Source organism: Emticicia sp. C21 (genome assembly GCF_003418935.1).
Lineage (GTDB): Bacteria > Bacteroidota > Bacteroidia > Cytophagales > Spirosomataceae > Emticicia.
Window position 1 is genome coordinate 87,030 of sequence record NZ_QVMT01000002.1, and the last position, 23,228, is coordinate 110,257.

Sequence of the window (23,228 nt, forward strand, 5' to 3'; positions counted from 1 at the left end):
TGCGATAGATATTTTTTACGTAATACTCTCTGTACTTAGAAGGGCCTTTTCCTTCTTTTTATCAACAGTACCCTGAACCGGCCTGAAATACCGCTGATAGTTTGAATATGCAAGGTCCCGTTCAGGTGATTGGTCGAAACAATCCATGAAAAGAAATACCATCATCAACAATTGGGAATATCTCAGAAGGATGTTCTTCACTTCTAATGTTTTTCTTTTACCAATGTAATTGTTTCTGACAACCCATCTTTTAAAATAAAACTGGCAATCAAAGTATGGTTCTTTTTGTTAATCGTTACATTACCAGCCTTGCCAACTATAGCCCAATTACCGGCCAATTGGAGGTCTATCTTATACGGTGCCGAAAGCCATTTTGAAGTTTTATTATCAATTGTGTTCAGGTCAGGGTTATTAATCGTCACAACAATTCTGTCACCGCTTTCTTTAATCCCCACCAGCGCTTCGCCCGATATACTTTTTATATAACCTATGTTCACATTTTTCTTTTCATGAAAAAATACATAGGATGTAATTTTCTCCGGCAAGCTCCTTACTGCATGCAGCGTATCGGTTTGGCTTAATATTTTAAAAACTTTTCCGCTTGCAATGCCCGCGGCAAGCGCCTTAATTTTTTTGGCTGTGGTGGCCGGTACTATTATGAATTGGTAATGAGCATTAACAGGAGATTTTCCATGATCAATATATGCCTTACTAAACTTAGTAGTAGTTGTCTGCAACCCATCCAAGCTTGAATGTAAGGGGATTTTCTGCGTCCCTCTTTCAACCACTATGTCGCCTTGACCTTTCGGAACAAAATAACCTGTGGTTTGACCGTTAACTAACCATGCATACCCATTTGCAGTAGAAATTCTTTGACTATAATCGGCATCGGAAATAGCGCTTTGTGAGTTTACATAAATGGCTGAATTGTCGGAGGCAGAAACAGCCTGAAATATATTGGTGGCTGTAGTGGAGGTTTTATTCGAGGAACTAATACCGCTACCTAAACACACCAGCATACCATCAAACGAAAATACCGACTTATGGAATTTAACATGATTCGGAGTATATTTATTTCCTGCATTTTCGATAAAGTCAATGGCAAAAATGCCATTTTTACCAAGTGCCAGCGCCCCTGCAAAGCTGGATTTATTGTACTCGTCAGCCCTTGCTTGCTTAGCTTGCAGTTCGGTAAAGGGAAGATGAACTGTAGTGGTTCCGGACGGCATGTTCCAATCCCAGCTTCCAAAAAATTTGGGATAACCACACGCAGTAGTATCACCGCGATATAACACATCCAATGATCCATAACTCTGGTAACGGCCATATCTGTTCTGGGTAGGGTAAATCTCTGCTCCGAATAACCTATTTGTAAAACCATGCATCACCGCAACCCAGTTATCCTTGCGGTGCACCCCCAATTGCCCGTAGTTGAATTGATAGTAACCATCCAATGGTGCTTTTGCAACCGGATATTTTTTAACATTAAAAATATAATTGTAAAGCTCCGCCAGCTCAGGATCATACGTTTGCTTTTTAATATCACCGCCGATCTCTATCAGTTTTTCAAGGTCCTCGGCCGAAATCGTCAATCTTTGAAAGGGGTTCCTTCCTGACTCAGCATTAGACAATACCATGCCCTCAGATGATTGCAAGAAAGATGCCTTAATAAACCTGACAAGATTCTTATACGCATCTAAATTTAATTTATAAACTGTTCCTTTTAGAGAGTAGATTCTGTCAATATATGCCTTTGTCATATACATATAACCCAAATAGTGAACCCCGTGATGAAAAGCACAGCCGTCTAACTTAAACCCATCTGCAGAGCCTTCTGTAAAATTCGCAAATTTTCTCAAGTAACGTGAAAGAGCTTTCAGATCTCTCACATAGATATCTGGCGAAGGAGACAATGCTGCCAGCTGGAACAGAAAACCTGACCTCAAATGCATGAAATCCGTATCGGAGTCGATGCCATGTGTTTTATATATAATATTGTAGCCAACATGCCATTTCAGCATCTTAATTACTTCACTCTTGAGATCCTCTGGATAAAGCGACATACCCATTAAAAAACCTGTGGTAAAACTGATAATGTTGCGATAATGCCCCAATTCTAGTAAAAAGGGAGCGCCTTCTGCCAAACCTTGGTCTACTAAATATTCAGTAAAAGCTATTAGTTTGTTTTTGGCATCCGTATCGGAAGACTTAATTGCGGCCTGTGCCAGGTACGCACAATAGTTAGATACCTGAACCAAGGTGTCTTCATTATTTAAACTAAACAAACCTCTTCCGGTGATGGATTTGTCTGCATTGCGTCGGATATTACATGCATTTACATATTTCTTGGCATTCGCCAGATCTGAAGAACTTACTGATGGAATATTAAAAGGATAGAACGCTCTTACCTTCAGTGCATCCCGCAGCTCGGTTTCAGATGCAGCGGTAATGCCTATATCAGGAGTATTTAAATAATCATCCAATATCCCCGTTGCGTTCCTGTCAAATTGGTTCTTATCTAGCTTCATATGTAAGCCCAACACACGTTGTTCTGCATCTCCTATAATTCTGAATGCGTCAAGATATAATGTCGTAGTACTGGCGGGATTAACCGGTTTGTAAACAATTTCCATTCTATCCAACTCAAACAGGGGTAACCAAGTTGGGTTATTATAATCGAAGAAATAACTACGGTGATAGTCGCGCCAGCCCTTGTAGTTTACCAGCATATGCCCTTCCCGCTGCTTAACCCCGGCTTTGTCATAAAATCGAAAAATTAATGTATCACCTGTGACACGCTTACTATAAATAAAAAGACGTGCAGAACTTGCCTTCCGGTTACCAATCTCAGCTTTCGATATTCCGAGATTGTTCGCCGTTAAAACAGTACCCGCCTTTGCTGTCCATTTCAAACCATTATCTCCATCCTTGACATGTTCATTACTTAAACTGAGCGGAACGCCAGTTGTTGAAAAATTAGCGGGTACTGCCGAATTGAAGTCATAATACAGTTGCTGAGCAAAGCCTGCTATACTGAATATAACTAGCGTTATTAAAAACAGAAATGATCGCATATAATAATTTTATTTTGAAGTTTTTTCGATATTTCAACAGCACTAAACAGACCCATAGCATGCGGTACAAGCGCAGTAACAATATATTCCTCTTTATACACTCCAATCCGTTTTCTGATCCACTTATCCATCCATTTGAATAAACAAAATAAACTTGCTAAAGTTGCGATTGGATGTAGATATAAGTTGAAATAATCGTCATGCCTCTCTCTATTTCTCGATAATATTCTGAATTTGCTGTGGAACGCTTGATAGAAAATTGTTCCCTGTCATATCTTCAAGTTCGTCAATACTTAAACGATAATCTTCCCATCGGTTTGTAATTGACTGCTTGTTTGGAATGGTTTGAGTTGTTGAATTAATTAGGTTTACATTATCAATACTAATTGGCGAAATTACAATCACTTTCCACAGAGATTCTAGAATTGTCACTTTATTATCCTGTGTTTTAGTTGTTCCTCCATTACTCCCTTAACCACCAGAGCCAAGCACACCTACACCTATATATAATTCATTGCCAGCATTGGCAATTTTTCTACAATATTCTTCAAGTTCTGCCCAAATACCACGATTATTATTAGGGCTGTGCGGTATAATATTTGTCATAAAGAATATAGCATCATTGTCTTCTTATGAGCTATTACGGTCATTGCTTGGGCAAAGGCGCCCCCTCTCAAAACCTGAATTTGTATAATCACTCGTTTTTACTTGATACCAACCAATAGGCAAATTTTCATTAGGACGAAAGTTATATTTTCTTTCAGCAGTTCCTTTCCATGGCATTTATAAATGCCAGCTTATCCAGTTTGCAGTACCCTTTAAACGATTATATGAAAGGGAGTACTGAGATTTGTTTATTAGATAATTATTTTCTTCTGTTTTTGCATTGGACGGGTTACCCATTGCCAAATTATTGTCACGGCTCTAGTTTGGGTCAACAATTGGAACTGTATATTTTCTTTCTTACATGAGAGTATAGATATTGAATTGTCTAACATTTTAATTCGCGATATATTTTTCTGACGAAACAAACAGCCATGCCAATGATATTTAAACAAAGCCAATTTAAAGCTTTAGGCGGTTCGACGCTGCATTTCATATCTGATTAATAATGCCTTCAGAGCATCCAACCAAGCAAAAGCGCGCTCAATTACAAATCGATTTTGATATAAGAGATCATCGAAGTATTCACGCCTATCAATATTAGCTGCATTTCTTGTATTAAAAGCGATATTGGGCTAAATCTGATAGCTATGACATATTTCTCTAAATTTTTTACTGTCAAATCCAGCATCAGTATTTAAAAACAAGTCTTCAATAGCAATATCTGCTTTTTTAGCCAGCGTATCAATTCTCCAAAATGCTGTTGCATTTGAGATAAATCATTATGTTGACCACAATTGACTCTGATATAGCTAGTAAAATTCCTTGGTTGTCACATAAATACAAAAAATTGGTACTCTCATCTACTTTTCTTAATTGAAATCCAACCCGCTCTCTACCTCTATTTGCTCTGATATGTGGCCCATCTATTTGGATATTTGATAATTCTAAGCAATGTCTATATGTTCGTAACAACTCTGTCCACATTGTTCCCCAAGAACCATCTTTACACCACTTGCTAAAATGATAAAACACAGACTTGTAACTATAATTTTCCTTAAAATAGCGTTCAATGGGAATTTCTCTCCATTGACATCCGGTCTTTAACCTATGAAAGATTGCCATAACAATTTCAGTTCTTTTATCTTCTGAAAGACGAGTTCCACTTTTAGCTTCACTCAAATAGGGCAAAGTATATTTTTTAATCTTAATTTTGTTCAAGATGCTCATCGGTTAGCAGATATTTTGGTTAGCAAAACAAAAATACTGCTCGATGGGCATCTTATTTAATTACCTATCATAATGTTAGACAAACTCTATATCTATCAGGACGGCCCTGCACAGTAGCGGCCTTATTGTAAATAGCAGATATCTCTGGAAATTCGACAAAATTTTGTATGTACTCATACTTCATAGAGTCTTAATCCATAATTGTTTAGTTCTTGTATTTATAGGATAGTAGTTTCATTAACTAATTTTACTTTTGCTAATTCTTTACCAAATCTTCTTATAGCGTCTTCTATCTTTTTGCGTTGCTTATAAGATGGAATAATTATGCCATTTGAATATTGACTCATAAGAGTTTTATTTAGACTCGCGAATGCTGCAAATTTTGTAACATTTATTGAATCGAATTTTTGGAAAAATTCAATTAATGTAAACAGAGTCATATCTACCTCCTCCTCCCTACTGAGTTCAATAAACTCGTTAATAGATAGGATTTGGTCAAAATTTTTCTTGCTCTTAACACTCCTTGAAACATTGCGTTGATCTATTCCGTAATAAAAGCCCACGTTCAAATCTTTTACTGGAACTTTTCTCATGCTATTCAGATATGGTAAGACGCTTGTTTCAAATTCTTGTGAACCATCATATAAAACAGCCCATGATTTTGGTAATTTGTTCATTGCTTTTCTATTTTGATATCTATTTATTCTCTATTTTTGTCTTGTCTTAAAAAATTGATATAATGAGGCTGTTTAAACTAAACAAGAGTATTCCCAAATAGGGTTTAATTTTGAGGTGCGAATCACAAGATAAAACACCTAATGGGAATACTTAACAAAAGTACAATAGAAAAGTGGGTTTTACCACATCTGCCAATAGAAGAACGAGGTTTTGAAACCACAGCTCCTTTAGCAGAAATAGTAGAAGGCATTTTTCATCGTTTAAAGACAGGATGTCAATGGCGGGAATTACCAACGAAAGAATTTTTTACAGGTAAGATATTAAGCTGGCAAGCGGTGTATTATTATTTTAATAAGTGGTCAAAAGGTGGTTTTTGGCAAAAAATATGGATTAGTTTGTTAAAATCAAACCTGAAATATCTGGATTTGTCAAGTGTTGAATTTGATGGTTCGCATACACCCACCAAGAATGGTGGAGATGCTGTTGGATACCAAGGGCGCAAAGCTTGCAAGACTACTAATGCATTGTTCCTATGTGATAATCAGGGAATTATGCTTGGGATGTCCACTCCTCAAAAGGGTGACCATCATGACTTATTTCAGATTCAAGTTTTATTTGATGAAATATGTGTGATGCTAAAAAAAGCAAATATTTCTTTAAATGGGCTTTTTCTCAATGCTGACCTTGGATTCGATTCTGAGGGTTTTCGGCAGTCTTGTGAAAAAGAGAACATTATACCCAACGTAAAGCTGAACCCAAGAAATGAATCTTCTAAGGAAACTCAATCTTATAAAACAGGAACGCATATTTTTGATGAGGAATTATATGGGGACGCCTAGTTAAAGATAGGTGTGTGATTGAACATGCTAATTCTTGGATGGATGGTTTTAAAGCTTTATTAGTTAGGTTTGAGTTCGCGGTTAAAAACTGGATGTCACTCCATTTCATGGCATTCCTGGTTATTTTCCTAAGAAAAATCAATAAAAAAATAAAAGTTTAAACAGCCTCAATTAAAAAATCGTTAAAATCCAAGTCTTTGAACTTATCTTTAAAATTGAATAGACTTCTAATTGACGCATGGTTATTTCTTTTATTACTCACCTTGAAATAATCCTTTTTTGTTAATTTTAAAATATATCATTTATCGTAAGTGATATAGTTAATATTCAGCGATGAAAGTAGAAGCAGGATAAAAAGACAATCTTGATAAACCAATTCTTGATAAGTAAAAGTCAAGTTCAATTGCAGCCTTTGTGTATCCATGCATATATAATTTATTATTCCATTCTTTTTCAACTGCTGCTATATCTACTGCACCAAAAAAAATCGCTTTGCAAATTAAGTTTTCCTTTTCTTGATGAATTGTATATTTGAAGGAAGTAATACTAACACTATGAATTAACAGAATAGCATTAATTGCAGGTATAAAAACTTTGTTAAGTATTTCTTCGTCATTATGCATTTGCTTAACTGGAAGTCTAAAAGTAATACTTAGACTTTTCATGTCAACAGTCTGATAACCGGAAGAAACTTCATTCTCTAGATCAATTGGGTTTTTAAGAATTGGTGCAACATATTCCATAGATTTGTTAGACAGTATTAATAGTGAAAAAAAGTATCATTTTGATTGAGTTAATAAACTTTTTATGTTATTTCACTTTACCTAAAGATAAACTTCTTAACAAAGGTAAACATAAGTTTACAAAAAACAAACTTTTGTTTATTTTTTAACAAAATTTTACATGAATTACGAAAAACTAAGAGCAAAAATTAAATCTCATTTGGCAATAATGGACATAACAGAAAGTAAGCTTGCTCAAGAGATTGGAATGACAAGGCAAGGATATTCAAAAATGTGGAAACAAAAGTCTGTAAGTTTAGATACTTTAGACCAGATAGCCGATTTTATAAATATACCTTTATGGCAGCTAATAGCTGAAACAAAAATTAACCACAACGAAACAGAAGATTACAAACTGAAATATTTTCAAGCAGTAGAATTTATTGCTAAAAAATTAGGAGGTATGCCAAGTTTTAGTCAGGGTTGTTAATGCCAACTTATCCTCATTTTTTACGCCAATAGGGGCATAGGTTAACGTGAGTTCGGGATTATCTTTTAATAAAAGCAATAAGCAGCTAAAGCTCCAAAATATGAGTAATAGCATTGATTGGACTACGATGTCTGGTATGGTCAATGTCAAGTACTGTCATAAGAATATCATTAACGGATTCAATCAATGCTCTCTTTTTTAAATAATCTTATCCTTAAGCGGATTAAGTTGATTTTTCATATTTTCTCTAATTTTATTAACCAGATGTAATCCTTGTTGATAGAAATAGGAAAAGAGTTTAGAAAGATAGGCTTTATCACTATAACATTTGCCTTTTAACCCCTGAAGCATCTTTTTAAGAACCTCTTCACTGTTATCCATCACATTGGCCGGAGGTAGCATAAAGTTCATAAGTTTGCCTAATTCATTGATAACTAGCCTGATCACCGGAGCGATGGATTTTCAACCCATAAAACCATCCTGTTGAGGATTTTCCTTTTCTGGCAAACCCAGTAAATACTTTATTAGAATGAATCCTCCGATTATCGCAAACGGGCAGTTTTTTGCAATCAATAAAGTAACTACCTGTTTGTTTACTTAGTAAAGTCAGAACTTTGACAAACATATATAGTTTGACGTCCTATGAGTTCTACAAACTAATGATAATTAGGTAATTTTGGAAAATAGATTATAAATTCCTTTTGTACTAGGTACTGATTATGATAGCGGTTTGCCGCCGCGGTGAAACTTTTTTAACCCTGACCAATGATAGAGAATCAAGATTGTCAGGATTTCACTATCACTTAGTTCTGGTTTCCTAGTTAAGGTTTGGTTAACAATTCTATGACTTTAAGACCATTTTTCATGCATTTTATCAAAATCATCGCATGAAATAAATATTTCAATTAACTTTTTTTGTAGTTTAGCTCTGTCATGGGGCTTGAAATTGAGATTTATGGAGTCGAATACCACAAATATCTCATTTTTTCGCCCTTTTGACTTTTTAATATTTTCCCGACCTCACGTTATTTTATAACCACCAAATAAAATTACTTGACAAGTACTTCCAGATTCCCTATATTCGATTTTGCAAAAAGACAATGATTTAAGTAAAGAGCCATTCTTTGAGTGGCTTTTTCTATTTTTGCCGAATAAAAATAAATTAAGCATTATTTAATCATAAACGAAAATGAGGTGATAACCCTGATAAACAATGTCAAACCCCTACTTTTAACGGGAAGCAATGATATAATAACATTTAATAGAGAAGCCAATTTACTTATAAACAGTCACATAAGTAATCTAGCTGGATTCCTAACCTGCATCAGCCAGTAAGAAAATATTGAAATAATTATTATCGGGGAGATAGTCCGTAATGAAAATCTTGTATATGTTCAAAACATGAAGGTTGAATATCTGAAAACTTAAGCCAGGATGCCAAGGATATTTTATATTTTGAAGAAAACCAAAATCTCTTAAGAGGTGGTATGAGAGTAATACTGTCAAAATCCTAAATCATTTACAATTCTAATTAAATAATAGTAAATTCTATCCTAATTGATTAAATGTTAAATTCAGGAATTTTAATAAAAGGGAAAACCTTCCCGTGTGTCCTATGCTACGTTGAAGCGTGGCAAGTATTATTATGAATAAATCTCTGTGAAAACAACCGGTTAATTTACAACTGTTATCTCACATTTTAATTTTAGCATTTATTTCTATATTTACAGCGAACTTGGTTAAATCAACTAAGTAGTTAGTAATTGAATATGAGTCACCTTTTAGGTGACTTTATATTTTTGCTATTATGTAAACTGTATAAATTTAGGCAATGATATACTTCGCTGTACCAAAAATACGTAAAATCCCCTTGTATATGTAATTATTATTCGTTATATATTGAAAGTAAACTTAATACGACAATGAACAATAACGATATACCCGCTTCCTTTACGTCATTTGCGGAAATGTTGACGCAATTACCTGACGATGAATCATGCCGTAAATACCTTGAATTAATACGATGGAATAGTAAGCCAACTTGTCCTCATTGCGCCGTTATTGACGAAAACTCATACCAATTAAAAGTTAAGGGTGAGTTTAAAGGTTTGTATAAATGCCGTTCATGCCGTGAAAGATTTATGGTAACAATCGGCACCATGTTTGAAGGTTCACATATTCCATTACGTAAATGGTTCATCGCCTTGTACATCTTTTCATCACATAAGAAAGGCATATCTTCCCATCAACTTGCTAACGACTTAGGTATTACGCAAAAGTCCGCATGGTTCATGTTAAGTCGTATGCGATACGTTTTCGGCATTTATTCGGGTGTACAATTTGAGGGCGTTGTACAGGCAGATGAAACGTACATTGGCGGCGAGAATAAGAATAGACACGCTAATAAGAAAGTATTAGATTCACAAGGCAGAAGTACGAAAGATAAAGTTCCTATTTTGGGTATTATGGAAACAAGCGGGAAAGTTAAAACGCAGGTAATTCTAGATACTAAAGCACGCACCATTAAACCGATAATTACCGACTTAGTTAAAAGTGGTTCGATATTGGTTACCGATGAATGGACTGCGTATAAAGGGTTAGCTAGTGAGTATGCGCATATCGTTGTCAATCATGGCAGAAGTGAATACGTAAAGGATAACTTCCATACCAATAGTATAGAAAACTTCTGGGGGTTATTAAAACGTGGTATTTATGGAATTTACCATCAGGTAAGCCCTAAGCATTTGCACCGTTATTGCGATGAATTCGCATACAGGTTTAATTCACGTAAGATTGACAGCAATGAACGGTTTGACTTCTCGTTAAAGAATACCGAAAATAAACGGTTAATGTATAAAGACTTAATAAAGAAAAATGTTTCACCAGAGCCGCTTGATTAGTGGCTTTTTATTTGTAAAGCAATGGAAGAGAAATTTTCAGAAATACATCATCAAATAGTAGATGAATTAGGTACGGCATTTTCAAAATTAGGCGCTGATATTGGACTTATGGCAATAGTAATGTCATGGGGAGACACCTTAGAATCAAAAATAGTCTTACAACAACTTCAACACTACAACAATGCTCGTCAATACCAAACAACAACATCAGAGGAAACGATACAACTTTGAGGTATTGAATGGTCATACATACCACGAAAGCCATCATCATTTAATATCAAATTAGTAATTCCACTAATAGGAATACATCTCCAGTTTTTTGTTTTATCTCGTGAAATTCTGCCATAATATTAATAGAGTAAAGCATAATAGTGGCCATCATGTCCAATTCCTAAAACATGAGGACTCATCTTTCTACTTTGTCCGTGATAGACAAAGTCAATACTTCTTTTTTGTTGAATAGCTTGCTTTATTAATCCGTAATTAGTCATAACGTAAAATAAAATTTTAATGTAAAAATAGTTTAATATTACTAAAATATTTACTTGTAAGGGAATTCCGGAGTATAAGTACAGGGATCTACAATAGCGCAAATAGGACCAAACAATATCAAACCAATTATTATTACTCTCCATTTTTTCTTGGTCTCTAAAGATGAGAAATACATACCGAAAGCTAAACAAAAACTAATGAGATTTGGCAAGATAAATATTACGACTACAATAACACCAATTACATAAAAGAACATAAACGTAAATGTTTATGGACGTAAAAAAACGGGTAGCATAACTATCCGTAACAGAGGTACTTCGGATACCCACAACACAAAATAGCTACGCATACCCGTATGGGCTACGTTACTGCTATTCCTGTGTTGATTGAAAATTTCCGAAGTTTTCTGTTACAAGAATCCGCCTAACAAGAAGATATTAATAGTAAATATTTATTCCGTCCTTATATATCCGTTGTTTAAAATGTGAAAAATCACGACTAATATAACCGTATTCAAACTAACGTACAAAAATTATCGTTAATTTCGTAGTATTATTTACTATGGATATGAAAACAGTAAAACAAAAGAAAGGATTGTCAGACGAAGAATTAATAAAAAAGTACGGTCAAAGTAAAATAGATTTCGATGCCGTACTTAAAAACGTAGTTGACAAGGTTACCAAAGTTAAACGGTAGCTGGTACAGCGAAGTATATCATTGCCAAAACTTATTTCATCGGCCTTGACGTTTCAAAAAATGAATTAGACTTTGCTATTGTAACTTCTAATAAAGTTCTTTTTCATCAGGAAGTTACTAATGATAAAACAGGTATAGATAGTTTTATCAAAGCACTCAAAAAGCAAACTGACTGTAATTTTAAGAACTGTTTGTTTTGTATGGGGTTTACAGGCATCTATAACAACATTCTGTTGAATTATCTGACAGCTCATAAAGCCTCTATATGGACGGTCGGCCGCTGCCGTAGAGAATGCCCGTCAGATAAAAGATAGTATGGGAACTATCAGAGGTAAAACTGATAAGTTGGATTCCATTTTGATAGCTCAATATGCTTATAAGAACCGTGAAAATCCTTGTCTATGGCAACCTAAACGAGAGATTATCCAAAAACTTGACCGATTGACCGCCGTTCGCTCAAGGCTCAAGAATGCTGTAAAGATATTGGAGACTCCTTTAAAAGATTCCAAGAATTTGATTGGCAAAAAGGCACATAAAAACACCAGAAATGATTTTCAGGATTCTATTAATGCACTCAAAAAAGACATCAAGGGTATTGAAATGCAAATAGAAGAGCTCATTAAAAGTGACCCTGAATTAAAACACCTCTTTGAAATCATTACTTCTATAAAAGGTATTAGTAAAGTAACAGCTACTGAAATCATTATCACTACCAATGAGTTCAAAGACATTGATGACCCTAAAAAGTTTGGTTCTTATGCTGGTTGCGTCCCATTTGAGCGTTCCTCTGGCAAAAGAAAAGGAAGGCCTAGAGTCAGTCCTTTTGCCAACAAAAAGCTTGAATCTTTATTACACATGGCTGCCATGTCGGCTATTAAATATTGTAAAGAACTTAAAGAATACTATGACCGTAAAGTCAATGAGGGTAAGAACAAAATGCTCGTTATTAATAATGTTAGAAACAAGCTAATCTTAAGAGTTTTTGCTTGCGTAAACAAAAATCAAAAATAGGTTGTAGATTCAAATGTATGATGAGTTGAAGAAATAAAACAAGGGAGCGAACTTTGCGATTATGTCTCAAATAATAGTAAAGTTAGATTGCCCCCATTGTTTCTCTGCAAAAGTACAATTCCATTGTGGGAAAAGAATGGGATAAAAAAGAACAAGGCTCAGAATTACAAGTGTACAGATTGTAAAAAGCAATTCCAGCATGAATACTTATACTGGGGTGCTGATATTAATATTAAACGGCAGATTATCAAGATGCTAGTACACGGTAGTGGAGTCACAGACATTGCTAAAGTTTTAAGTGTTAGCAAAGGTTGTGTAATAAGAACTCTCGTAAAAACTGGTACACAAGTAAACCTTAAATCAAGTAAGAAATATTATCATAAAGTACAAATAGATGAATTACATAGCTTTGTTGGTAAGAAAGAAAAAAAGGTATGGACGGTTCGCCGCGCGATAATTTATGCTTATGATGCTGAAACCGATGAAATAATAGCAGTTACTGCAGGTAAGCGCAGTAAAAAGCAGGTAAAAGACCTTTTTAAACGTCTTAATGATCTCACTATAGATTGGTTTTGTACTGATAATTGGAAAGCATTCAAAGAGGTGCTACCTTATGAAAGACATTTAATTGGAAAACAATTCACTAAAACAATTGAGGGTGTAAATACTTCATTACGAAACAGTTGTAAAAGATTAAACCGAAGAACTACCGCACGGGCGGCCCCGAAGTTTCTCAAAGAAAGTCTTTAATCATTGGCAAGCAATAAAATTAACAATGCATTATAGAAATCATAAAGCATCATACTTTTGAAAACATAACCCAAAAATATAACGAAAATTATAACTTTTCCCTTGTTTGAATCATAGAAATCGCGGTTGTATATTTTTTCTTCACAAATCAAATTTACAACTTCTTTCGCTCTACCTTTTTTATACAATTAACTCAAATAGTTTCTAAGCATGAAGAAAATCTTTTGAGAATTTGAAAGACTATTTTTTTTATTTTTATTTGTGATAAAAATTATATTAGGCAGTACATATTGTTTAAATCCACTATCATTAAAATTGCAATTTTCTAAATGATTAAGCATTATAGCTGAAATATGCACCAATGAATTGATAATTAAGTTTTTTTAATTATTATCCTAAGCCCAAGCACCATCTTAAAATGTAATTATTTTATGATTTTTAACTCTCTTGATTTTTTAGTTTTTTTTATTATTATATTCCTGTTTTTTTACTTTTCATTTGGTATTACCAGAGGTCTAATCCTATTTATATCCAGTTGCATCTTTTATATGTGGTTTATACCTTCTTATGTAATTATACTGTTTATAACAATTTTTATAGATTATTATGCAGCAATTCATATTGAAGAAAGCGAGAGCAAAATAGGGAAAAAGAAACACCTTATCATAGGGATAGTAAATACTTGTATAGTTTTGTTCTTCTTCAAATATTATAATTTTTTTGTCGATAACCTAAATTATCTCGGCTTTACAAGTATTAAACATTGGGATATAATATTGCCGATAGGACTCTCTTTTCACGTCTTCCAGAGTTTAAGTTATGTAATTGAAGTCTATAGAGGGAATATAAGAGCAGAACGAAACCTCCTCATCTATTCTAACTTTGTAATGATGTTTCCGCAATTGGTAGCTGGTCCAATTGAGAGAGCAGATAATATGTTGCCCCAGCTAAGAGATAATCAAAACAAGGTATCATATACGGATTTTTCAATAGGATTCGGCCGTTTTTTTTGGGGACTATTTAAGAAAGTTGCAGTGGCCGATGTCGTCAGCCAATATGTTGACGCTGTTTATAATAATTATCTTCATCATTCAGGTAGTACTCTTTTATTAGCTACTTTCTTATTCGCTATTCAGATATATTGTGATTTTTCAGGTTATTCCGATATGGCTATAGGAGTAGCAAGAATGCTAGGGTTTAAATTTAAAGAGAATTTTTCCATTCCTTATTTCTCTAAAAGCGTAACCGAATTTTGGCGAAGATGGCATATATCATTATCCAGCTGGCTAAAAGACTATATTTATATTTCGTTTGGAGGAAATAGAAAAGGAACGCTTATAACCTATAGAAATCTTTTGCTTACCATGTTAATCGGGGGATTGTGGCATGGAGCTTCTTGGAATTTTGTTATTTGGGGAGGCCTAAATGGTATCTATTTATCCTTTGAAAAGCTATTGAACATATCAATGGATAACCCTAAAAACATTATTGTCAAACTATTGAGAATAGGTTATGTATTTGTGGCAATATCTTTTACCTGGATATTTTTTCGGGCGTCAACATTGTCTCAGGCCAAATACATTGCCTACAAGATTATTACTGACTTAAGCCCTGCAAAATTTAATTCTTTGAGTACCTCAATTCTTTTATCAATAACAATTAGCTTATTGTTGTTATTATTATTTGAATTTTTCTTATTCCGAAAACATAGTTTTGATAAAATATACTTAATGAAACACGGTAAGAAATATCTAAATATCCTTACAATATTTTTTATTATATATGTTCTTTTAAATGGCAATTTTAATGGAGCACAATTTATTTATTTTCAATTTTAAATCATGAGATTAATATTAATAAAAATAGCGTCAATTATATTAATCTTACTTTTAATTGATAAGCTTTTTGGCTTTTTTTTCTACAATTATGTTTTTAAAAAGACTTTATCCGGTGAGCTTAGTGGGGGCAGTTTGCATTATCTTATAGAAAAGAAAAAAAATGTAGATTTTATCATCTTTGGTTCTTCTCGAGCAAAACATCAAATAGACCCGGAGCTTATCTCTAATCTTAATGGTCAAGGATATAATGCCGGTATAAATGGCGTAGGTGGAGTTATATATGCCAGTGTAATGATGGAAATTGTATTGAAAGCTGGTAGTAAACCAAAAGTTCTGATACTTCAACTTGATTCAAAACACTTTCTGAAATCAAATGAAAATAAACCAATGAAGGAAATTAATGCGCTTTACCCATTTCTTTCACAGAGCTTATTTTTAAGACAATACGTAGAGCATAGTGGTTGGAGAGAGAAAGTTTTAAGCAACTCGGATATTTATAGATATAATAGTAAAGCTTATATTTCGATAGTCAATTATTTCAAACGTAATCGCATTAAAGATAATAACGGATTTATACCATTAGAAGGAAATCTGGACACTTTAAAACTTGTAAAACCTGTTAATAACCAAATAAATCCTGAAGATTTTTACGATCTTAAATTAAAGGCTTTGAAGAATGTTATCAATACCTGTAAAGAAAATAATATAAAACTATATATAGTTTTTCCTCCGGAATTTATAGAATCCATTAATGATAAAGATTTTTATAATAATAAGCTTAAGGTTTTTATTTATAAAGAATCAAATTCTGTAAGAGTAATAGACATGAGTAATATAAAGAATCTTAAAGGTTTAAGTGGTCCTGAAAACTGGAAAGACGAAGATCATTTTAACGGAGTCGGAGCAAGTAAATTTTCAAAATCTTTGAATGATAGTTTAGCAATCTACTAATAGATTTAATAAGCAGGTATTTATTCTTCTCTATAATATGTAAAAACTGAGACAAATGTATTATTATATTCTTAAAGGAGTCATTACTTTTAAACGAATGTGTTTCAATGCAGAAGAGTTTCGTCCTTAAGTTTTGCTACAAAATGAGAGCAATATTTTCATTCAATAAAATTCAAAAAAAAATTATCTAATAAAACATAACATTTTAAATATATTTGTGTTTATAACAAATACTACTACCTATTGATACTTGCAAATCGTCCCAAGTCTGTTTAATTATTTACAGATTAAATATTAAATTTATAAAATCGAAAAGCACTACTAATTTTTATAATAAATACAATCTCTAATTTAAAAATCACCAAAATTGCAAAGAATAATATAATCGGGATATTTATGGCCTTTTTATATCATTCTTATAGTCATTTGATTTTTTGTATGTTGGCATAAACTACTACATGCTAAATCGTTTTTTATTATAATTTAATTATTAACTTAATTTCTATAACTAATTAAAATGAGCTTTCCTTTGTTTGTGTTTCAGGGGCTTTTTAGAATTCGTCAGAGAATACCTTCTATTTTATTGATAGGTCTCTGTGGCTTGAGTATGCTTACCAATGCACAGCAAAATGTGGCATTTGGTAAGGGGAAAATTACCAATGTTACAGTTTCTTCGTCTTCCAATGCCAGTAATCAGACAGGCATTCAAACGCTTATGAGTTCAGGTTATTTACCTAATAAGAATGCAGCTGCCAGATTACTCTCCCAAGCTACTTTAGGCACAACCTACGCAGATATTGAAAACGTAGCCACAAATGGCATTGAAAAATGGGTTGATCAACAATTGGCAATGCCAAATTCTTTCGTTATTACACCGTATATGCAAAATCTTCATCAGGGGCTTGCTGACTCAATGAAACGAACTGACCCAACAAAGAATATAGGTAACACTTTTTTGGCGGACAGGTATTTTGATATTTCGTGGTTTCAGGGATACATGACTGCTACTGACTTATTAAGGTGGAGAGTAGCGCTGGGTTTAAGTGAGATTTTTGTTACTTCACGTATTTCGGCTAATGAGGGTTATCCTTATGCTTCTTCGAGCTATTATGATATGCTGCTGGAGAATAGTTTCACTAATTATCGCAATATTATTGAAAAAGTTACCTACCATCCGTCAATGGCAGTTTATTTGACGTTTATGAATAACCACGCAACTGATTCCTACAATGGCAAGCAGACTTTCCCTGATGAAAACTATGCAAGAGAACTGATGCAGTTGTTTTCAATAGGTTTATTTCAGTTGAATTTAGATGGTACAGAAAAAAAAGATGCTAACGGTAAATCTATTCCTACTTATAATAATAATGATATTGGTGGTCTGGCAAAAGTTTTTACAGGTTTGTCATGGGGTGACAGCAGGTATCTGGGCGATAAACTCAAAGATAATTGGAGCTATACAAAAAAACTCAAATTCTATGCCATAGACTCAAGTGACTATTATTTAAGACCTAATGCTTCAAACAAAAGAATTACTAACGGGCATGAGGTCGGAGCCAAAACTTTTTTAGGAAGCACCATTCCTGCCCGCTCTGTTGAACAGGGTGAGCTGGATATTAAAGACGCCCTCGATATTATATTCAATCATCCGAATGTAGGCCCTTTTATTTCAAGAAGGTTGATTCAGCGTTTGGTTACTTCAAATCCAAGTCCAGCATATATTCAGCGTATTGCGACTGTTTTTAACAATAATGGGAATAATGTAAGAGGAGATATGAAGGCTGTAATAAGGGCAATATTGTTGGATCAGGAAGCCAGAGATTGCTGCAACAATGGCAATACAGAGTTTGCAGGAGCCTTAAAGGAACCGTTTATAAGATATACAAATCTGGTAAAAGGTCTGAATCTTACAGCCACGGGTGGTGTATTCCGAAACACAATGCAGAGAGTCTATGATAAGATGGGGCAATTGCCAATGTATTCGCCTAGTGTATTCAATTTCTTCTCACCTGATTATTTGCCTGATGGGGCATTGAAAGGTACCGGTAAATTCGGGCCTGAATTTCAGACATTAAACTCACAGTCATTGTCAGGCTACATGAACGCCCTTAATTCCTGGCTTATTAATGACGACCCTGTAGAGTATCTTACTTACTTCCCCGGAGAGACTTTTAAACCGAATCAGGATGCTAAGTTTGACCTTTCGGCTGATTATCAACTAACCCGAAATGACAGATTAACACAATTGTTAGATAAATATAATCTGATTCTTGCACATGGCAGAATTTCTCAGCAAAGCCTTAATACTATCAGAAATGCTCTATCTGGTATGCCGCTTACGGTTACAAATGGAGTTGTTAATGATAGCGAGGCTAATAGAATAGTACGGATAGCCATTTATTTAATTATGTCGTCACCCGATTATATTATTAACAAGTAACAAAGAAATGAATAGACGTGATTTCTTAAAACATTCAGGCTGTGCAGCTATGGGAGCTACTACTTTACTTAGTACGCTGACCAGTCTTGGTGCAGTAAATGGAGCTATGGGGCATAAAAAGTTTCCTGTAAACGGTGCTGTTGCTGAAGATTATAAAGCACTTGTATGCATATTGCTGGCAGGTGGTGTTGACTCCTATAATGTATTAATACCTACCGGAACAAATGGAGGTGGAGATAATGGTTATAATGAGTATGCAGCAACAAGGGCCGACCTTTCTATAGCTAATGCATCGCTTCTGGCATTGAACAACCCTCAGTGTACAGGATTCAGGAGCTTTCCATGCAATTATGGGGCTTACGGGCTTCATCCTTCTTTACCGGGTATGAGGGATTTATTTAATAGCGGCAAATTGGCTTTCATGGCAAATGTCGGTACTTTAATTGAGCCGATTCTGAATGAATCTGAATACAGGACTAAAGCAAAAAAGATTCCTGAAGGTGTCTACTCTCACTCTGACCAGATTATGCAATGGCAGACTTCTGTTCCGCAAAGCCGAACTGCACTAGGCGTAGGAGGAAGATTAGCCGATCTTCTGAATCCCGGTAATCTGAATCAGCAAGTTTCAATGAATATATCTTTAAGTGGAAAGAATGTTTTTCAGACCGGCGAAAGTATTGCGGAATACTCTATCAGTAATAACGTAAGTCCCGGTAATATCGGTTTTGATATGTTACCCAGCGGGTGGTTTAGTTCGGGCTTAATGACTGAACTCAGGAATTCAGCAATTGATAGTCTGGTTGGGCAAACTTATGCTAATTTACTTCAACAAACCTATGCAGGTACTGCTAAAGGAGCTATTGCAACTTTTGATATCTTTAAAGAAGCGCTTAAAAAAGTACCAAACATTGCTACGGTTTTCCCAACTACGAGTTTAGGAAATGACCTGGCAGCTATTGCTAAAGTAATTAGTGTAAGGAGTAATCTGGGGGCTAAAAGACAGATATTTTTTGTAACCTATGGCGGATGGGACATGCATGACAACCTTGCCGGAGGTATGAATCAGAAATTACCAGTGGTTGATAGTGCAATAAAAGCCTTTTACGACTCAACCGTAGAGTTGGGCATTGCAGATAAGGTAACAACTTTCACAATTTCTGATTTTGGCCGTACTATTACTTCCAATGGTTTGGGTTCAGACCATGCCTGGGGAGGTAATTCAATGGTAATAGGAGGAAGTGTGAAGGGCGGCAAAATTTATGGTGCTTATCCAAAAATGAATCTGAATTCTAATACCCAAAACGTGTCTGTCAGAGGGAATTTCATTCCGGCTGTCTCGACGGATGAATTATACGCAGAAATAGCATTGTGGTATGGCGTAAGCCCTTCTGATTTATGTTATGTGTTGCCGAATATAGGTAATTTTTACAGTTATACTCCGGGTAATTATCCTGTGGGTTTCATGAATTTTAATGGAACAACTATTTCTAATGTCGACAGACCTCAATCATGCTTAATATATTGAGTATTTATATCAGATGAGAAAAATTTTTAAAATACTATTTTTTATTTGGTTTGCCTCTGCAGCCTCCTTAAAAGCGCAGAACTGCATTGGTCCGGCGGGACAGGTAAAGTGGCAATACTGGGGAGGTTTTAAGCGCTATGCGCCAGATATAACCGACTTATCAGTATTGGAAAATTTCCCGAACAAACCCGATGGCTCTCAAATTCTTGGGTCTTTAAGATCACCTGTCAACTATACAGAATATTTTGCGGGTTTTATACGTGGTTTTATTAAAGTATCTCAGACTGACAACTACATATTTAACCTTACAGGCGACGAGGCAGCAATTTTTTATCTGAGCACTAATCAGTTACCTGCCAATAAAGTAAAGAGAGCTGAAGTAGTAACACCCACCGGCTTGAATGAATATAATAAAGACCCCGCACAAACTTCAGTAAGTATACAACTGGTGGGTGGCCAGTACTATTACTTTGAAATGTATAATTTTGAATTGGTACGTGAGGACCACATGACTTTGTCATGGAAAAAAGCCTCTACTCCCGCAGCACCCTGGGTAATTGTAGATTATAATTATATTTATGAATATTCTTGCGGTCAAATATGCCCTGAAAGAGGAACACCTTGTAATGACGGTGTTTCAACAACTACCAACGACCAGCAAGACGGTTTTTGTAATTGCTTGGGCGTTCCTGCCACAGCTAATAACTGTATAGGTGAAAAGGGACTTACTGAAGCGTATTACTATGATAATCTTATTGGTACTTATGTGGTAAATGATTTGAATAATGCGCCAAAATTTCCATTATCTCCTGATAGAAAAGAAAAACTTCTGGGAGCTTATGGTCCTTTACCGGCTACGCCACTTTATGCTAATGAAAACTATGGAACTCTCGTACAAGGATATTTAACAGTTCCAATCTCCGGGACTTATGAGTTTAATATAACTGGTGATGCAAATGCGCTATTTTACTTAAGCAGCGATGATAATATTGCAAATAAACAGGCGCATACAGCAAGTGCGTATAATGTAGATGAAACAGACCATACTAATGCTGCATCGCAAACAATAGCACCTTTTACTCTGGAGAAAAATAAATACTATTATTTCGAGATCAGACATAAAGAAAGTACCTGGAGAGACCACTTTAATTTATATTGGAAAACACCTTTTTATGAAGATAAGACTTGGAAAAGAGTGCCGGCGTTTTATTTATATGATTATAAGTGTGACGTGCAGTGTATTCCCGCAGGGACAGCTTGTAATGATGGGAATCCTTTTACTAATGATGATAAAATAGTTAATTGTGAGTGTGTTGGTACACCTTGTTCCGGGCCTGATTGTGATGATGAATCAGCGAGATATAAGGTTTATGATTCTTGTAGTCCGACGGACAACCTGACTACTTTATCAGAGGTTGCCTGGGTTTCTTGTGGTACACTTAAGCCAAATCCTAATCCGGCAAGGTCTGCCAACAAAAACTGGATCAGGTATGATTTTAATAATACTTATAAATTTCAGGATACCAGGGTATGGAATTATAATATTACAGGAGGAACAAATAAAGGATTTAAAAGTGTTTATGTAGATTATTCAATAGATGGAACAACCTGGCAGCAGTTAGGAGGAACTTATATCTGGCCTCAAGCACCCGGTAATGCAGAGTATGCTGGTTTTATCGGGCCAAATTTTAATGATGTCCGAGCTAAACATATTCTTATTTCTGCCATTAATAACTGGGGAGACGCTACTTGTTCAGGGTTTAGTAAAATAACGTTCAATGCTTCACTCTGCGATACTGAAGGCACAACTTGTGATGACGGAGACCCACTTACCATCAATGATAAATTTGATAATAGTTGTAACTGTAGAGGTGTTAATATTAATTGTGCCAGCGATACTATTAAATTAGATCGTTCGCCTTTGAGCGATGGCGATTATAAAGCAATTAAAGCTATTGCTGCGCAAAGCCTTGTACCAACTACTAAGGATATATCATTTACTGCAGGTAATAGTATTGTTTTACTTCCTGGTTTTGAGGTAAAGAACAATGCAGTATTTAAAGCGGATATTACCAATTGCGTACAACAGGCTTTTGCCAAAAATGAGAAATTAACTAATGCTACTGATGATAATTCGGTGACTGAGTTTTCAACAGATAGTACTGAAACTAATAAACTGAAGCAGATTGTTTTTAGGATTAATAAACCGGGTTATGTAAAACTCACACTGAAAGATAAGAGCGAAAATACAATAGTGACTATTATTGATAGCTACTTTGAAAATCTGGGTACACAAATTAAATTATTACCTACCAGTAAATTACCGAAAGGTTTATATTGGATTGAATTAGATTATGCCGGGAAAGTGTTAAAGGAACAACTAGAAGTGAAAGATTAGTTCACAAACGTATAAGTCATCAGAAGTAATTAGGCTTTCCTTGGAAATTCCTAAATTAAGATTTTGTAATAGCAAACACTCGGAAATCTGAGTTCCTTGCTGATATAAAATCTTGAATAAGTGAATCTACAAGGTGGGCTTATCTATCTAAAGTCTTTGCTTTTTTCTATCAGCAAGACTTGCATTTAGTTACTAAAATCAGAGAAAAACACGAAAAATTAACCGCGGCGGCGGACTGCTTATTGAAACTAATGATAAAATCAACCTAAGGAAAGGAGGGATGATCGATTCAGTTAATGATATTCTATAACCGTCTTTGATTTTGAGCATACTCGTCATCGTAATCTAATTAATGAAATAGTAAATATTTTCGAGCATTTGCTTCTTAATGCCTTTATTGTTGAAAATCAACTGTTTTTGTAAAAAGATAATCCCGAACTTAGGTTAATTTATTAATAATCTTCGTTACGTTCGATTTAATTATGAAGAAATCGTAGATACGAACCAATTAATAAATTTTCTTCTTAGTTTACCACTCTTTAATTGCTTCTATAGTATTAACTTGTATATTTGTCATAGTTTTAAAATTCC

Annotated in this window: 17 protein-coding genes and 2 pseudogenes; 12 read left to right on the forward strand and 7 right to left on the reverse strand. The window is 34.6% G+C overall.

Annotation, left to right across the window (positions count from 1 at the left end; translation table 11 throughout):
• Positions 1 to 203: 203 nt before the first annotated feature.
• The 4 genes and pseudogenes from D0T08_RS05315 to D0T08_RS05340 all read right to left on the reverse strand — a co-directional run bounded on the left by D0T08_RS05315 (position 204) and on the right by D0T08_RS05340 (position 5,584).
• The gene (locus D0T08_RS05315) at positions 204 to 3,074 is read right to left on the reverse strand and encodes a polysaccharide lyase family 8 super-sandwich domain-containing protein (protein WP_116981571.1); all 2,871 of its coding nucleotides are present in this window, start codon (positions 3,072 to 3,074) and stop codon (positions 204 to 206) included.
• Positions 3,075 to 3,284: 210 nt separating this feature from the next.
• A pseudogene (locus D0T08_RS28200) lies at positions 3,285 to 3,857 on the reverse strand (DNA/RNA non-specific endonuclease).
• Between the two features lie 564 nt (positions 3,858 to 4,421).
• Positions 4,422 to 4,898, reverse strand: coding sequence for a transposase (locus tag D0T08_RS05335; RefSeq protein WP_158561199.1), 477 nt, complete (start codon positions 4,896 to 4,898; stop codon positions 4,422 to 4,424).
• Between the two features lie 227 nt (positions 4,899 to 5,125).
• Complete coding sequence (locus D0T08_RS05340) at positions 5,126 to 5,584, reverse strand: hypothetical protein (protein ID WP_147322713.1); 459 nt, start codon at positions 5,582 to 5,584, stop codon at positions 5,126 to 5,128.
• 141 nt (positions 5,585 to 5,725) lie between these two features.
• On the opposite strand from D0T08_RS05340, the gene D0T08_RS05345 reads away from it, so the two are divergent.
• Positions 5,726 to 6,424 (forward strand): transposase, encoded by a 699-nt coding sequence (locus D0T08_RS05345; RefSeq protein ID WP_229238904.1) that lies wholly within the window; start codon positions 5,726 to 5,728, stop codon positions 6,422 to 6,424.
• A 320-nt stretch (positions 6,425 to 6,744) separates the two neighbouring features.
• Here the strand turns inward: D0T08_RS05345 and D0T08_RS05350 are convergent, their stop codons facing one another.
• Positions 6,745 to 7,167 carry a hypothetical protein gene (locus D0T08_RS05350; protein WP_116981577.1) on the reverse strand — a complete coding sequence of 141 codons (423 nt, stop codon included), beginning with the start codon at positions 7,165 to 7,167 and terminating at the stop codon, positions 6,745 to 6,747.
• A gap of 160 nt (positions 7,168 to 7,327) precedes the next feature.
• Between D0T08_RS05350 and D0T08_RS05355 the strand changes: the two genes are divergently transcribed.
• On the forward strand, positions 7,328 to 7,636 hold the full coding sequence (locus D0T08_RS05355) for a helix-turn-helix transcriptional regulator (RefSeq protein WP_116981578.1): 309 nt from the start codon (positions 7,328 to 7,330) through the stop codon (positions 7,634 to 7,636).
• An 85-nt stretch (positions 7,637 to 7,721) separates the two neighbouring features.
• Here D0T08_RS05355 and D0T08_RS27900 read toward each other — a convergent pair.
• Positions 7,722 to 8,047: pseudogene (locus D0T08_RS27900) on the reverse strand (transposase).
• Positions 8,048 to 8,060: 13 nt separating this feature from the next.
• Positions 8,061 to 8,261, reverse strand: coding sequence for a transposase (locus D0T08_RS28205; protein ID WP_116981581.1), 201 nt, complete (start codon positions 8,259 to 8,261; stop codon positions 8,061 to 8,063).
• Between the two features lie 1,342 nt (positions 8,262 to 9,603).
• Here D0T08_RS28205 and D0T08_RS05375 point away from each other — a divergent pair.
• The 10 genes from D0T08_RS05375 to D0T08_RS05420 all read left to right on the forward strand — a co-directional run bounded on the left by D0T08_RS05375 (position 9,604) and on the right by D0T08_RS05420 (position 22,637).
• Positions 9,604 to 10,536, forward strand: coding sequence for an IS1595 family transposase (locus D0T08_RS05375; protein ID WP_116982013.1), 933 nt, complete (start codon positions 9,604 to 9,606; stop codon positions 10,534 to 10,536).
• Between the two features lie 21 nt (positions 10,537 to 10,557).
• Positions 10,558 to 10,767: a hypothetical protein gene (locus tag D0T08_RS05380; RefSeq protein ID WP_116981582.1), complete on the forward strand. Its 210-nt coding sequence runs from the start codon at positions 10,558 to 10,560 to the stop codon at positions 10,765 to 10,767.
• A gap of 1,034 nt (positions 10,768 to 11,801) precedes the next feature.
• Positions 11,802 to 12,038, forward strand: a complete 237-nt coding sequence (locus tag D0T08_RS27905) for a hypothetical protein (RefSeq protein ID WP_229238919.1) — start codon at positions 11,802 to 11,804, stop codon at positions 12,036 to 12,038.
• 1 nt (position 12,039) lies between these two features.
• On the forward strand, positions 12,040 to 12,735 hold the full coding sequence (locus D0T08_RS05385; protein ID WP_229238905.1) for a transposase: 696 nt from the start codon (positions 12,040 to 12,042) through the stop codon (positions 12,733 to 12,735).
• Between the two features lie 123 nt (positions 12,736 to 12,858).
• Positions 12,859 to 13,485: an IS1 family transposase gene (locus D0T08_RS05390; RefSeq protein WP_158561201.1), complete on the forward strand. Its 627-nt coding sequence runs from the start codon at positions 12,859 to 12,861 to the stop codon at positions 13,483 to 13,485.
• 548 nt (positions 13,486 to 14,033) lie between these two features.
• The gene (locus tag D0T08_RS05400; protein WP_158561202.1) at positions 14,034 to 15,323 is read left to right on the forward strand and encodes an MBOAT family protein; all 1,290 of its coding nucleotides are present in this window, start codon (positions 14,034 to 14,036) and stop codon (positions 15,321 to 15,323) included.
• A 3-nt stretch (positions 15,324 to 15,326) separates the two neighbouring features.
• Complete coding sequence (locus D0T08_RS05405) at positions 15,327 to 16,274, forward strand: hypothetical protein (RefSeq protein ID WP_116981586.1); 948 nt, start codon at positions 15,327 to 15,329, stop codon at positions 16,272 to 16,274.
• Between the two features lie 517 nt (positions 16,275 to 16,791).
• Positions 16,792 to 18,714: a DUF1800 family protein gene (locus D0T08_RS05410; RefSeq protein ID WP_116981587.1), complete on the forward strand. Its 1,923-nt coding sequence runs from the start codon at positions 16,792 to 16,794 to the stop codon at positions 18,712 to 18,714.
• Between the two features lie 7 nt (positions 18,715 to 18,721).
• On the forward strand, positions 18,722 to 20,239 hold the full coding sequence (locus D0T08_RS05415) for a DUF1501 domain-containing protein (RefSeq protein ID WP_116981588.1): 1,518 nt from the start codon (positions 18,722 to 18,724) through the stop codon (positions 20,237 to 20,239).
• 13 nt (positions 20,240 to 20,252) lie between these two features.
• On the forward strand, positions 20,253 to 22,637 hold the full coding sequence (locus D0T08_RS05420; RefSeq protein WP_116981589.1) for a PA14 domain-containing protein: 2,385 nt from the start codon (positions 20,253 to 20,255) through the stop codon (positions 22,635 to 22,637).
• Positions 22,638 to 23,228 lie beyond the last annotated feature (591 nt).